This is a genomic window from Veillonella sp. AS16, assembly GCF_000517785.1.
Taxonomy (GTDB): Bacteria; Bacillota; Negativicutes; order Veillonellales; family Veillonellaceae; genus Veillonella; species Veillonella denticariosi.
Map to the genome: position 1 here is coordinate 568,837 of NZ_AZYX01000007.1, position 14,456 is coordinate 583,292.

13 protein-coding genes and 1 other annotated feature are annotated in these 14,456 nt (G+C 41.3%); of the genes, 2 read left to right on the forward strand and 11 right to left on the reverse strand.

Going from position 1 to position 14,456, the window contains the following annotated elements; genetic code table 11:
- Nucleotides 1–18: 18 nt before the first annotated feature.
- Nucleotides 19–1,977 (forward strand): DUF2075 domain-containing protein, encoded by a 1,959-nt coding sequence (locus HMPREF1521_RS02815; RefSeq protein WP_038115541.1) that lies wholly within the window; start codon nucleotides 19–21, stop codon nucleotides 1,975–1,977.
- Nucleotides 1,978–2,075: 98 nt separating this feature from the next.
- Here HMPREF1521_RS02815 and HMPREF1521_RS02820 read toward each other — a convergent pair whose 3' ends face one another.
- The 5 genes from HMPREF1521_RS02820 to infC form a co-directional block, all read right to left on the reverse strand.
- Nucleotides 2,076–3,407 (reverse strand): hypothetical protein, encoded by a 1,332-nt coding sequence (locus HMPREF1521_RS02820; RefSeq protein WP_038115544.1) that lies wholly within the window; start codon nucleotides 3,405–3,407, stop codon nucleotides 2,076–2,078.
- Nucleotides 3,408–3,830: 423 nt separating this feature from the next.
- Entirely contained in the window at nucleotides 3,831–4,145 is a 315-nt protein-coding gene (locus HMPREF1521_RS02830) for a DUF898 family protein (RefSeq protein ID WP_038115549.1), read from the reverse strand.
- Nucleotides 4,146–4,286: 141 nt separating this feature from the next.
- Nucleotides 4,287–4,637 carry a 50S ribosomal protein L20 gene (gene rplT, locus HMPREF1521_RS02835; RefSeq protein ID WP_038115551.1) on the reverse strand — a complete coding sequence of 117 codons (351 nt, stop codon included), beginning with the start codon at nucleotides 4,635–4,637 and terminating at the stop codon, nucleotides 4,287–4,289.
- Between the two features lie 46 nt (nucleotides 4,638–4,683).
- Nucleotides 4,684–4,881 carry a 50S ribosomal protein L35 gene (gene rpmI, locus HMPREF1521_RS02840; RefSeq protein WP_038115553.1) on the reverse strand — a complete coding sequence of 66 codons (198 nt, stop codon included), beginning with the start codon at nucleotides 4,879–4,881 and terminating at the stop codon, nucleotides 4,684–4,686.
- Between the two features lie 18 nt (nucleotides 4,882–4,899).
- Nucleotides 4,900–5,418 carry a translation initiation factor IF-3 gene (gene infC / locus HMPREF1521_RS02845; RefSeq protein WP_008601314.1) on the reverse strand — a complete coding sequence of 173 codons (519 nt, stop codon included), beginning with the start codon at nucleotides 5,416–5,418 and terminating at the stop codon, nucleotides 4,900–4,902.
- Nucleotides 5,419–5,672: 254 nt separating this feature from the next.
- Between infC and HMPREF1521_RS02850 the strand changes: the two genes are divergently transcribed.
- The gene (locus HMPREF1521_RS02850) at nucleotides 5,673–7,172 is read left to right on the forward strand and encodes a DASS family sodium-coupled anion symporter (protein WP_038115555.1); all 1,500 of its coding nucleotides are present in this window, start codon (nucleotides 5,673–5,675) and stop codon (nucleotides 7,170–7,172) included.
- A gap of 162 nt (nucleotides 7,173–7,334) precedes the next feature.
- Here the strand turns inward: HMPREF1521_RS02850 and HMPREF1521_RS02855 are convergent, their stop codons facing one another.
- The 6 genes from HMPREF1521_RS02855 to HMPREF1521_RS02880 form a co-directional block, all read right to left on the reverse strand.
- Nucleotides 7,335–8,540: an MFS transporter gene (locus HMPREF1521_RS02855; protein ID WP_038115558.1), complete on the reverse strand. Its 1,206-nt coding sequence runs from the start codon at nucleotides 8,538–8,540 to the stop codon at nucleotides 7,335–7,337.
- 158 nt (nucleotides 8,541–8,698) lie between these two features.
- Nucleotides 8,699–10,609, reverse strand: a complete 1,911-nt coding sequence (thrS, locus tag HMPREF1521_RS02860) for a threonine--tRNA ligase (RefSeq protein ID WP_038115560.1) — start codon at nucleotides 10,607–10,609, stop codon at nucleotides 8,699–8,701.
- Between the two features lie 140 nt (nucleotides 10,610–10,749).
- Nucleotides 10,750–10,978: a binding site (T-box leader), on the reverse strand.
- Between the two features lie 187 nt (nucleotides 10,979–11,165).
- Complete coding sequence (locus HMPREF1521_RS02865) at nucleotides 11,166–12,155, reverse strand: hypothetical protein (RefSeq protein ID WP_038115563.1); 990 nt, start codon at nucleotides 12,153–12,155, stop codon at nucleotides 11,166–11,168.
- A 96-nt stretch (nucleotides 12,156–12,251) separates the two neighbouring features.
- Nucleotides 12,252–12,596, reverse strand: coding sequence for a DUF4911 domain-containing protein (locus tag HMPREF1521_RS02870; RefSeq protein ID WP_084214613.1), 345 nt, complete (start codon nucleotides 12,594–12,596; stop codon nucleotides 12,252–12,254).
- A gap of 1 nt (nucleotide 12,597) precedes the next feature.
- Complete coding sequence (locus tag HMPREF1521_RS02875) at nucleotides 12,598–13,839, reverse strand: U32 family peptidase (protein ID WP_038115566.1); 1,242 nt, start codon at nucleotides 13,837–13,839, stop codon at nucleotides 12,598–12,600.
- Nucleotides 13,839–14,444, reverse strand: a complete 606-nt coding sequence (locus tag HMPREF1521_RS02880) for an O-methyltransferase (protein ID WP_038115569.1) — start codon at nucleotides 14,442–14,444, stop codon at nucleotides 13,839–13,841. The genes HMPREF1521_RS02875 and HMPREF1521_RS02880 overlap by 1 nt, the downstream gene beginning before the upstream one ends.
- Nucleotides 14,445–14,456 lie beyond the last annotated feature (12 nt).

Sequence of the window (14,456 nt, forward strand, 5' to 3'; positions counted from 1 at the left end):
TAAAATTAGGATTACAAAATGATTATCTATTCATCCACAAAACAAGCTTTCATCCAAGATTTCGAGCAAGGTATCTTGGTCAAAAAATTACATCAAACATTAACAGAGAAATATCGTCGTGTAGGCGAATCTGAAATTCATTCATGGCAGACCTCATTATCCTATATGGCTAATGTCATGCGTGATATCGCTATACCGGACTTGGCCGGTGTTGCCATTGAATATATCGTTCCGAACACCCAAAAGCGTGTCGATTTTATAATTACCGGCCTTGACCAACATAATAAAGAACATGTTATTATCGTCGAATTAAAACAATGGGGCGAAGCTTTCAAAGTGGAAGATAAGGATAATATTGTATCTACCTATCTCGGTGGCGGATTTCGTGAGGTCACGCACCCATCCTACCAAGCCTGGTCCTACTGTAGCCTTATTGAAAACTTCAATGAAGATGTACAGACGAGACCTATCGAATTACATCCATGTGCGTTTTTACATAACTTTGATGAAAGCATCTCAACCGAGCTACGAGATCCAATCTATAGTGCTATTTTAGACGTATCCCCTATGTTTACATTAGGTCAGATGAATAACTTACGGAGCTTCATTAAAGCATATATTCCAAAACCTGACACAACAAATATCATGGAGTCTATCGAGCATGGTAAGCTCAGACCATCTAAAGCTCTTCAGGATTCGATTCTAAGTATGTTGAAGGGCAATAAAGAGTTTGTTCTTATTGATGACCAAAAGGTTGAGTTCGAACGTATAAAAAAAGCTGCCCTAGATGCTATTAAGAACAATCAAAAAACGGTATATATTGTTCGTGGTGGTCCCGGCACTGGTAAAAGTGTTGTAGCAATAAACTTATTAGCTGAATGTATCCATAATGGCTATATGGCACAATATATTACTTCAAACGCTGCGCCGCGTAATGTATATAGCACCATGTTACAAAAAGGATTTAAGAAAACAGAGATTAAAGCATTATTCCAAAGTAGTGGTACTTTCCATACACGCTCTAAAAATGCACTTCAAATTGCAATTGTCGATGAAGCACATAGACTACGTGAAAAATCTGGAATGTACCAAAATGAAGGTGAAGACCAAATCAAAGAAATCATTAATGCCTCCCTCTTTAGTGTTTTCTTTATTGATCGAAATCAACGTGTTACCTTTAAAGATGCAGGTACTATTGATAAAATATTAAAGTTTAGTACTGAGCAAAGGGCTCTTGTTTATGAAGGTGCACTAGAATCTCAGTTCCGTTGCAATGGCTCTGACGGCTATTTAGCTTGGTTAGACAACGTTCTTCAAATTGCTGAAACAGCAAACTATGATGGTTTTGAAGGAGATTATGACTTCAGAATTTTTGATGATCCTAATACAATGTATTCTGCTATAAAAGCAAAAAATAAGATAAACAATAAATCTCGAGTTTTAGCAGGCTATTGTTGGGATTGGCCAAAGGAAGGTCGAACAACTTCTCTTGTAAAAGATATTCAAATACCGGAACATAATTTTGGAATCAGCTGGAACTTGGGAAATTCTACTACATATTCAATAGATCCAGATTCCATTAATGAAGCGGGCTGTATTCATACCACTCAAGGCCTTGAATTTGAATACGTAGGTGTTATTATCGGTGATGATTTACGTTATGAAAATGGCAAACTCATCGTAGATATTAATAAACGTGCTAAAACAGATCAGTCTATCAAAGGTATCAAAAAACTTTTAAAAGAAAACCCTGAGGAAGGACATCGTATTGCAAATGAAATTGTAAAAAATACATACCGTACATTAATGACACGTGGTCAAAAAGGTTGCTACATCTACTGTACAGATAAAAAATTAGCCAATTACTTCAAATTAGCCTATAATCATCAGTTAAGCTATACTTACAGCGAACCTCAAGTTGTTCTAGCAGAACAACCACTAGCGGCTGATAAAATAAATTCCAATATAACAAAATAGGGTTTTAATAACTTGATATAGTAAAATGAGCCTGTAGCACTATAATAGTATAGTGCTACAGGCTCATTTTTAATTATTATTCAACTCATAAATAGCGTCTACTTGGTATTCTTAATATCATAAGTAACCATTTCTTTTGGCATCTTAGCCCCCAGTCCAATTTGGAATGTATGATAATAGTCCTTATTGTTATTAGTATCCACATATTGCACAATATCACGAAAATCTTTTTCCAATAGATTACTATTATTAGACATAATAAAGTGCATATATACATATTGTTTATCGTGAGATATTAACATATACAAAGTTGTTTTAGGGCGCTTAATTTGCAAATATACCGATGGCATAGCATCATTCCATACAGTAGCAAATTGAATTGGTTGTCGCATCGAATATTTATCAGACATAATGATACTTCGTACAACTTTTGGGAATATATTTTCTAAATGCTGCATATCAGTATCAGCTATCGGCATCACAATAATTCCTTCTTTATATTTATCACTATCATGTATATACATATACGAATTGCTTCTATCTACCCGTACCATCTTGCTTGTTTTTAATGTTAAGAAAGTAAAATCATTGACTTTTAATGACTTACTTTTAGAAAGGATATCTTTAGCAGGCTCAATAGATGGTAGTACATAATTTGCCAAAGGTGACATTATAATTTCTTTAGTCTTATCTACACCTTGTTCCTTCAATGAATTCAACTGTTTTTTAGGTGTCAAATTGTAACCTATATGATAGGAAATTGTAGGTGTATCCTTCATTGTAAAATTAATACTTCCTACCATCGGGCTCCCCTTAGCATATACTACATCCCATGTAGCTTTTTCTATAGTAGGATACGTAAATTTACCGGCATATAATGAAGGATTAGGTGCTTTATATACTCCAGCTGTCTTCTCTGCAATAGCTTTCATATCATCAATAGTCAACTTGTTATATGGAATCTTACTATCTTCCCAATTATTTCCAGCTGGTTGGTGTCGTAATTCATAGGCCATAATCCCATTAGGACTCATGATCATTGCCTGTTTGAAAGCAGAGGTGCCATCTGAAATTTTTTCAGTATTGCCATACCTACTTGGATATGGCATAGTAAATTTTATATTTGCTCCATCCTCTTTTAAAATAAATACTGTTGAGGAAAAATCTAACGAATGGTTTAACTCACGATTTGAATAAATTACCTCATCTAAATCTATATCACCATTACCTACCACAGCTTTGGGCATATAATGTTTTATCTCTGCTTCAACTTCGCGTTCCATCTGTTGCGCATCTACATCAATCTTACGATAGTTCTGATATGCATCCTTTGGAATTGCAGAATCTCCACCTGGTATATTAATATCAATCGCATGACTTCCCAACGTAATACAACTTAAACATAGTGCAGCCATCAACACACGTTTCATAATAGACTCTCATCCTTTCACATAATGATTCTTAAATATTATATATGTATAGAATATCATATTTTATTTGACCTATAGTAGTACAATATAATTATAGAATTAAGGAGATGATACATATGAGATTTACAAAACGTATACTCGTCATGACCTTTTTAGCCGTGACTGCTGCTGTATCTACAGGATTTGCATATGATTATGTATGCAATGGCTCTCAAACAAATTGTAATACTAATGCTCAGTACAACTGTAATAACAATAGCTATACAACTTGTAACAATAATAGCCAAAGTTATTGTGGCCCAAACTCTAATACAAGAGGATGCGGCGGATATAGAAAATAATATAACGGATACGACAGACAAAGGCCTATAGTACTGAATGTGTACTATAGGCCTTAATACTTAAAATATATTTCTTATACTATTACTCCATAAAGTGTGTATGCTTAACGCGCCAATGTGTCATTTTATTAAACAACCAAAGGCTATAAATACCGAAAGTAATAAAGGTGAAGAACCACCATTTAATATAACTGCCAAATAGTTGTGCCCCGGTTCCATCAAAGTAAAGTCGTTTACCATTGATAATCGTATTACGGCAAATCCAGCTTCGGAACATAACCTCCGCCCAAGGGAATGCAATGCCGAAGGTACATACCGTAATCAGAAAAGCTGCCAGAGTGTACCCGATATATCCGAATACAGAGCCTTCAAATCGAGATTCCATTTGTCCTGTCATAAAGTTCACTCCTCATAAAATAAATTTACATAATAGATATATTATACATTATTAAGCAGATTAATTCATCTTATGAGTACTGCTTTCACCATACAAAAAAGGACCCTCATCAGAGAGTCCTTACTATGTATTGTTATGCTATTAAGCGTTTTTAGCTACATCAACAAGTTTAGCGAATGCTGTTGCATCGTTAACTGCAAGGTCAGCCAACATTTTACGGTTCACTTCAACGCCTGCTTTAGTCAAACCGGCTATGAAACGGCTGTAAGTTGTGCCGTTGATGCGAGCCGCTGCGTTGATACGAGCGATCCACAATTGACGGAATTCGCGTTTTTTCGCACGACGGTCACGACGAGCGTAGTACAACGCTTTCATTACTGTTTCGTTAGCTTTTTTGAACAAACGGGAACGTGTACCGCGGTAACCTTTAGCTAATTTTAAAATCTTTTTATGACGTGCATGAGCTGTAACGCCCTTTTTCACTCTTGCCATTGTATATTCCTCCTAAATTACGATAGTATCGATTAACTGTTAACGATTAAGCGTATGGTAAACATTTAACTACGCGTTTGTAATCAGCTTTTGCAACCAATGTAGCTTTGCGTAAATTGCGTTTACGAGCTGGAGATTTCTTTTCAAGAATGTGGCTTTTGAAAGCTTTTGCACGCTTGAATTCACCAGTACCTGTTACTGCGAAACGTTTAGCCGCTGCGCGACGAGTTTTAATCTTTGGCATAATAATCCTCCCAATACATTACTTACTTACTAAAATCATGGTCATGTTACGACCTTCTAACTTAGCTGCTTTTTCAATAGACGCCGTTTCTTTGAGTTCATCAGCAAAACGCGTCAATACCGCCATGCCGAGTTCAGGGTGTGAAAGCTCACGACCGCGGAACATGATGGTTACTTTTACCTTATTGCCTTCCGCCAAGAATTTGGATGCATTTTTCATTTTAACGTAAAAGTCATGGTCTTCAATATGTGGACGTAATTTGACTTCTTTCAAAGTTACGATTTTTTGTTTTTTCTTCGCTTCTTTCTCGCGTTTTTGCTGTTCATAACGATATTTACCGTAGTTCATAATACGAGCTACCGGCGGTTTAGCGTTAGGTGCAATTTCAACAAGATCAAGATGCTGTTCTTCGGCTAATGCCAACGCCTCACGGCCGGACATAATACCGATTTGTTCATTTTCAGGACCTACGACACGAAGTTCGCGGGCACGAATCTCTTCATTAATACGTGGTGTATCCTTGCTAATAGCGTTCACCTCCAAGAGAAATAAAAAAACGGATGGCAAACACCATCCGAATAGAGTTCTCTATATATAACCTCATACTTCTCGATATCAGGTGAGTGGCGGATGGCCTCTGCTTCATAAATTACTTAACTATAATAACAAATACCATGATGAAAGTCAAGAACTATATGCCTGCTATTTGCTATGGTTTTTATGATACAATAAAGTACAACCATTTGTCTACCTAAAGAACCATTTGTCTACCTGAAGAAAGAGGTTTTATCATGAGTACAACTGCTCCTCTCAATTCATCTCCCGCTAAAGCGCGTACTACGATCCAGAACATGGGACTGCTACTCGCTTTTATCGTGCTGGGCGGTATTTTATTATTACCGACACCGGAAACCTTATCCACCGGCGGACATCGCATGATCGGCGTTCTCGCCTTTGCCATTATTTTATGGATGACATCCGCCGTATCGTATCCGGTAAGTGCCACCATGATTACGGCCCTTACTGCATTATTATTAGGATTCGCTCCTAATCCCGAAACACCTGCCAAGGCTTTAGGTACGACCAATGCCTTAAAGCTCATCATTTCCGGTTACTCATCACCGGCGATGATACTCGTAGGCGCCGCCATGTTTATTTCCGTAGCCATGCGTAAAACAGGTCTTGATCGTCGTATCGCCATGCTCGTTCTCTCCAGTGTCGGCACCAAAGTGAGCCGTATTTATCTGGGCGTTATCATTACAGGGCTCATTCTCGCCTTCTTCGTACCGAGTGCAACGGCTCGTATCGCCTGCTTGGCTCCGATTATCATCGGCATTGTTGAAAATTTAGGTATTGAACGTAAAAGCCGCGTCGCGGCTCTTCTCATGGTAGGCGCCGTACAGGCGGATACATTCTGGAACATCATGATTCAAACGGCAGCGGCTCAAAACCTCGTCGCGGTAGGCTTCATGCAAACTCAGATGAATACCACCGTCAGCTGGATTGACTGGCTCACAGCCGCTGCACCGTTTTCCATCATAATGGTTATCATCACTTATTTTGTAACACAGGCATTAATTAAACCGGAGTTTAAAGAACTCGTCGGCGGCGATGTACAGCTTGCCAAAATGCGACAGGAAATCGGTCCCATGTCCTTGGATGAAAAGAAACTATTATGTATTTCCCTTGGACTCCTTGCATTATGGGCAACAGGCGGTAAGTTACATACCATCGATACGACGACTACAACCATCATCGCGATTGCTCTATTCTTCTTTCCGGGAATCGGGATCATGGATTGGAAATTCGCACAACAGCATATAGACTGGGGCTCCATCGTTATGTTCGGCGCCGGCATCGGCCTAGGCTCCGTATTGCTAAAAACAAAAGCGGCAACCTGGCTTGCTCAAGTATTCGTAAATGCTTTTTCCCTCGAAACGGCCAGCGTATTTTTGCTTATCGCCATCATGGCGGCATTTCTCATCGTTATCCATTTAGGATTTGCCTCGGCAACAGCCCTCTCATCCGCGATGATTCCTATTGTTATCTCTATCGTTATGGGTCACAGCGCGGACGGCCTCAATCCGCTAGGCGTGACCATGCTCATGCAATACGCTATCTGCTTCGGTCTAGTATTACCTGTAAACTCACCTCAAGGTATGGTGGCCTACGGTACGGACACATTCGATGTAAAAACATTTATGTCTACCGGTATTCCGTTGACCATCATCGGCTATGTGATGATACTCATATTTGCATTAACATACTGGCACTGGATCGGGATTGCATAAATCTCTATATATCCTAAATATTTTAAATAAAACATACTATAAAAGGCTCTGTCTTATGATATATCCCCCCGTGGGTACATATCACTTACGACAGAGCCTTTTATATACATTCCAATATAAAACTATTATATTCTTTTCAATGTAAAACTTTCAAAGAACTATTTATTCCAGTTCCTTACCTTTTAGTTCAGGAATTAAGAATATTGTTGCTAAAATATCGATTACATAGATAATCGCAAGGAAAGCGATTGCCACTTGGTAAGAGTACAATGAAATAATCATACCCACTACCATCGGGCTAAAGCCGCCGACCGCACGGCCGATGTTAAACAATACATTTTGAGCCGTCGCACGGGCACTCGTCGGGTAGGCTTCAGCCATCAAGGCACCGTAACCGCCCATCATACCATTTACAGAGGCACCTAAAATGGCACCGGCAAATAACATAGCGGTTGGATCAGATAACTGAGAGTAAACTAAAATGGAAACAACCGCACAGGCCTGGAATAAAACAAATGTCGGTTTACGACCAAGCTTGTCGGCTAGTCGTCCGAATAACCAAATGCCGACCATCATACCGCATACGGTAACAGCGGTCCACAGACCGGACTTTGTAAGGGAAAAACCTAATTGCTTACTCAGGAAGTTCGGCAACCAGATCATGATACCGTAATAACCGAAATTCTGTACAGATGTAAGAACGGCTACACCGATAGACGTTTTTGCGGTTTTAACATCTTTAACGAGAAGTTTGAACGATTGCTTATGAGAATGCTCATTAGTTTCCTTGCTCTGCACAAAGATGTCCGGCTCATGTAGTTTAGAACGGAAAATCCATGCCACAAATGCAGGGATGATCCCCACCATAAACATACCGCGCCATCCGATAACAGGAATTAGGACAGGTGTTAAGAGAGCCGCTGCCAATACACCTAATTGCCAACCGATGGCCACATAGCTGGTCGCCTTAGCGCGATGCTTAGCCGGCCACGCCTCGGCGGCCAAAGCCATACCGATACCGAACTCACCGCCTAGACCAATGCCGGCGATAGTACGGTATATAAGAAGATCCCAATACCCTTGTGCAAAAGCACAAAGGCCGGTAAAAACAGCAAAGAGCACAATTGTCCATGTCAACACGCGAACACGACCGAACTTATCCGATAAGGTACCGAATACAAACCCGCCGACTACGGCCCCTATCAAGGTCCACGTTACGAGAGAACCCGCCTGCCCCGTAGACAATCCTAGATCACCCGAAATCAGGCTCAACATAAAGCCTAAAATCAGGAGGTCGAAACCATCCATAGCATAACCGATAGAGGAACCGATAACGGCTTTCCAGCCATATGAATTTACATCTTTCATTTGAATTTCCTTTCGCTACTCACAGGTAACAATTAAAGAGAACATAAGAAACTCCCCCTCTATATAATCTCATCACCATTAAATTATACAACCTAATCGTAATTGTACAAAATATGAGGGGAAGTTTAAAACATTGGAAATACTAAAATAGTAAATAATTAATTACGTTCTTTAATTTCAATTTTAACAGCATTGAAGAATTCATCGAATGGAACGGAGCCCAATTCATCGCCGCCGTGTTTACGCACGTTAACTGTGCCTTCTTCCACTTCCTTATCTCCTACAACGAGCATGTACGGTACCTTCGCCATTTGTGCCTGACGGATTTTATAGCCGATTTTTTCGCTGCGGTCATCCACTTCTACACGTACATAGTCGTGATGCATTTGTTTAGCCAATTGCTTAGCGTATTCAACATGTTTTTCGGAGATAGGCAAGATTTTAACTTGTACAGGGGCCATCCATGTAGGGAATGCACCTGCATAGTGCTCAGTCAAGATACCGATGAAACGTTCCATGGAGCCGAAGCACGCACGGTGAATCATGATAGGTTGATGTTTTTGACCGTCTTCACCGATATATTCCATCTGGAATCGTTCAGGAAGGTTCATATCCAATTGGATAGTACCGCATTGCCATGTACGACCTAAGGAATCTTCGATATGGTAGTCGAGCTTAGGTCCGTAGAAAGCGCCGTCACCAGGATTGATTACGTAATCAATACCCTTAGCTTCGATAGCATTGCGTAATGCATCCGTCGCCTGTTCCCAAATAGCATCGTCGCCCATCGCATTATCCGGTTTTGTGGATAATTCCACATGGTATTTCAAACCGAATTGGCTATAAATGCGATCGAACAATTCGATAACTTTCATCAACTCAGATTGCATTTGATCTGGCAACATGAATACGTGAGCATCGTCCTGTGTGAAAGCACGAACGCGGAATAAACCGTGTAACGCGCCGGATAATTCGTGACGGTGTACTAAACCGAGTTCCGCATAGCGCAACGGCAAATCGCGATAGGAATGCATTTCGTTCTGGTAAACCAAGATACCGCCCGGACAGTTCATCGGTTTAATTGCATATTCTTCATCATCAATGATTGTAGTATACATATTTTCACGGTAATGATCCCAGTGACCGGATGTTTCCCATAAATGTTTATTCAGGATAATCGGCGTACGAATTTCTTCATAGTCAAAATCATGATGAACTTCGCGCCAGAAATTTTCCAATTCGTTGCGAAGAGCCATGCCTTTCGGTAAGAAGAATGGGAAACCAGGACCTTCTTCTTTGATAACGAACAAGCCGAGTTCTTTACCGAGTTTACGGTGGTCACGTTTAGCCGCTTCTTCAAGCATGTGAAGGTATGCATCTAGTTCTTCTTTTTTCTCGAATGCTGTACCATAAATACGTTGCAACATTTTATTCTTTTCATCGCCGCGCCAGTAAGCGCCTGCAATGCTTTGTAATTTGAAAGCTTTCACTTTACCAGTGGATGCCACGTGAGGTCCTGCACAAAGGTCGATGAAATCGCCTTGAGAGTAACAGGAGATCACAGCATCTTCAGGAAGGTCTTGAATCAATTCCACCTTGTAGTCTTCGTTTTTAGATTTGAAGAACTCGATAGCTTCTTGACGAGGCATAACAGTTTTAGTAATCGGTAAGTTTTCTTTTACGATGCGGCTCATTTCCTTTTCGATTTTACCTAAATCTTCAGGAGTCAAAGTATGTTCCATATCGATATCATAGTAGAAACCTTTATCGATAGCGGGTCCAATAGCCAATTTAGCTTCAGGCCATAAACGTTTAACAGCTTGAGCCAAGATATGAGAAGCTGTGTGGCGCAAAGTATGTTTACCTCCGTCATCTTCAAATGTCAGGAATGATACTTCAGAACCGTCGACAAGTTCCTCGCGAAGGTCAGTCAATTCACCGTTTACATTTGCAGCGAGAACTTTTTTCGCCAAGCTGTTAGAGAGTTGTTTTACTGCTTCCCCGAGAGTAGTGCCTGCAGGATATGCCTTTGCGCTACCATCAGGTAAAATGATTTTTACATCTGCCATTTCTATTTCCTCCAATTTATAAACTAGGATAGATTCTGTCACTACTTTCACCCATTATGCCCACATACCACACAATACATATGCATCGAGTAAATGTTTTGGTAAACCGGGTAATAAAAAAAGACCTTCTATCCCTACCAACAAGGGACGAAGATCATTCGCGGTTCCACCCTAGTTAACTACCTATACCGAACGATATAGTTAATTCACTTCATTAAGCCCGATAACGGTGGCGGCCGTATTTGCCTACTCAGGTTCGACAAATCAGTTTAAAGGGGGTAATTCCGATATATGTGTAAGGCATTTCCAGCATCCGCCTCTCTCTGACACACAGGGATATGAGAATCATGTCCTTTGCATAACTTTTACTAGATTATAGTATCATAGAGGACTAAAAAATTCAATACAGTTTAACTGTAAATTTCATAAAAACTATAAGCCGTAATTTTTATAAAAGACAAAAAATGTAAAGCTTCTCTTCATTTATATGGAGATATTTATAAAACGTATAGGCCCGAGATTAACCTCGAGCCTATGTTAGTGTTTATAGTATTATTTATCGTTTGAAATTCGTAGACAACATCGCGCCGATTACCTTTTCCAGTTTACTGCTGGAAAGATCCGGACCTTTATAAAGGGTCAACAGAATATCGTTGGAATTATCCTGCTTGGACACCATCATAACGCCGCTACCTCGTGCACCGTTATCATCGTAATCCTTCGCAACGATAACGAGGTTCAGATAATGGTCCTTCATGTATGTGTATACCTTGCTGGTACGTGCGGAGGAACCGATCATTTTTGCGATATTCATGCCGCGATTGAACACGATTGCATTTGCATTATGCGGATTCGCCGCCAATTGTTGACGCTCCTCATCATTTAGAGGCATGAGATTCACCATGAGGGAATCCCCCTGCTTACCGCGGAACATGGCCGGCATCGTTTCGCGCACATCATCAGGAATACCCGTATCGGCAGTGAGTTTCAACTCCTTAGGTACGTTCATATACAGAACGCCTTTGCTGTTACGACCCACTTCAGTTTTACTGATATCCACGGCGCTCAGCATAATGGAATCCTTGATGGTGAACACTTGGTTCGCCAACGGCTTTTCAGGCACACCGCGACTCGCTAATTGCACTTCGCCCTCTTTGGTTTTCTTCAGGGTTTCCACATTCCATTTCGCACCTTTTTTATCCCCGTCACTCGGTTCGGTGAAAGCATTCGCACCGTCCTTCGTACCCACATAAACATAGGTCTGAGCAGGGATAATCGTATCCGGTGCACCGGCTTTATTGAAAGCCGCACCATACAATACATTCGGAATCACGTTGGATCCGACCTTTAAATTATTGTTTTCCTGGCTTTCCACATCAAAATTGATATTCCCTGTAAACGTAAGATCAGGTCCATGGTTAATCACAACCACTTCTCCCGCTTGAGGGATAACAACGGGGCCTACAGGACCCGCCATAGCGACGCCTGCCATAGACACACCGAGACAAGCTGTTAATAAAGCACGTTTCAAGATAGACTGTTTCATAGATTTACTCTCATTTCTCTATTATTTCACTATAGCCTGATAAGCTATACACCAAAATTCGGCATCATTACAAATACACTGAGCAATGACACCATGTTACCCTTCTATTGTTACATATTCGGGCAGACTTTGCAAAATATCAATAGCCAGAGACCTGGTCGATGGCGTGCAGCGCACCATACATAGGCCCTCATTATCAACAGAGGTCATCACGCCGACGTACTCATAGCCTTCGATGATACGATTGACGAAATTCGTATGCTTCGGATCGATATGAAAGTACACATATGCTTCTTCACCGGAGTCAGACTCATCAGGAGCCTCTTCAAAAGCCCCTATGGAGCGGCTCGGCACCAACGGATCATCGGACAGAACCGCTTGATTCCGATTCGATAGCTCCGAAATTTCCGAATGATTCGTCTCTAATCGAATACCGCTCATATCAGTCTTCCTTCTGCTTACACTCGCGGCGCATCATGGAATACGGCTCAAGAGGCGTATCCATGTAAAGGCGGACTCTCATTTGCGCATGCGGTGCCACATCGATAGGATTGCCGTCCTCGTCCGTCATCTTCTCGATAACGGCTTCGACTAAATCACCTTTCGGCTGACAGAATTCAACCTTATCACCGACCTTGAAATTATTGCGTTGTTCAAGATCCACATATTTTTCTTCTTCGTTATAGCCCAGAACTAAACCGATGAAGTCGTGACTCTGCGTATTCGTGGATTTGCCGTAGTTTTGTGCGCTTTCATCAGGGCGACCTTCGGCAAAGCCGTCAGTATACGGACGATGAGAGATTTTTTCCAATTCCTCGATCCATTCAGGACGTACATACCAGTCCTTGCCTTCTTTCAAATATGTATCGATAGCCGTACGGTACACCTTGGCCACCGTCGCAACGTAGTGAACGGATTTCATACGGCCTTCGATTTTAAGGCTGTCTATGCCGGCCTCATAAAGGTCAGGAATGCGATGAATCAGACACAAGTCCTTGGAGTTAAAAATATAGGTACCATGTTCATCCTCTTCGATGGGATAATATTCGCCGGGACGATTGGACTCCACAAGAGAGTATTTCCAGCGGCAGGATTGAGAACATTGACCGCGATTCGCATCGCGATTTCCCGTCATATAGTTCGATAGAAGGCAACGGCCCGAGTAAGAGATACACATGGAGCCATGAACGAAGGACTCGATTTCGATATCTACATGGTCCTTCATTTCTTTAAGATCCGCCAGCGATACTTCGCGAGCCGCCACGACACGGGCGGCACCCAATTCTTTCCACATCTGCACGGTATGCCAGTTTGTAGTGGACGCTTGCGTACTCACATGTAACTCAAGCCCCGGAGCCACGCGTTTTGCAAGGCTGAAAATCCCCATATCCGCCACAATGATAGCATCGACACCGATGCTTTCAAGAAATTTCAAATAATCCTCCAGGCCTTCAAAATCCTCATTATGAGGAATGATATTACAGGTGACGTGGATCTTCTTGCCATGAGAATGAACAAATTCCACCGCTTCCTTCAGTTCCTCATCGGAGAAGTTCGAATTTCCCGCGCGAAGTCCGAAGCGCTTTCCCGCGCAATAGACGGCATCCGCACCATAGCGAATCGCCATCTTCAATTTATCCATATTGCCCGCCGGGCAAAGTAATTCCATAAAATGTTCTGCCATTATTTGTTGTGTCCTTTCCACACACTCACACTCATACCGTCCCCCATAGGGTAAATCGTGGTATTAAATAATTCTTTATTTTCTACAAAGTTCAAATATTCCTGTAATCGTTTAACGATTGTCTTAAAGCGCTTCGGCGCTTCTTTTTCGCCGCGCACGTAACCTCTGAAAAGGACATTATCCGCGAGGATAACGCCGCCTTCTTTCACATGCGGCAAAATCAGTTCCAATTGTTTTAAATACTGACCTTTCGGTCCATCCAGAAAGACGAGATCATATTCACCGACAAGGTTCGTTAACACCTGAGACGCATCACCTTGAATTAAGGTAATCGCATCCGCATAGGCGGATTGATCAATATAATATTTCGCCATTTTATGACGCACCTCATCCAGTTCTATGGATGTAATATGGCCTCCCTCATCGAGCAAAGGAGCCATCAGCAGTGCGGAATATCCAATGGCGGTGCCCACCTCCAACACGGAGGTGGGCCGATATAATCCTATTAATTCTTCAAACAGATGTACCTCCGATTCTCGCAAAATCGGTACATCATTAAGCATCGCATAAATACGCTGTTCATTTAAAATATCATTTAATGTCATGAAAGTAGATAG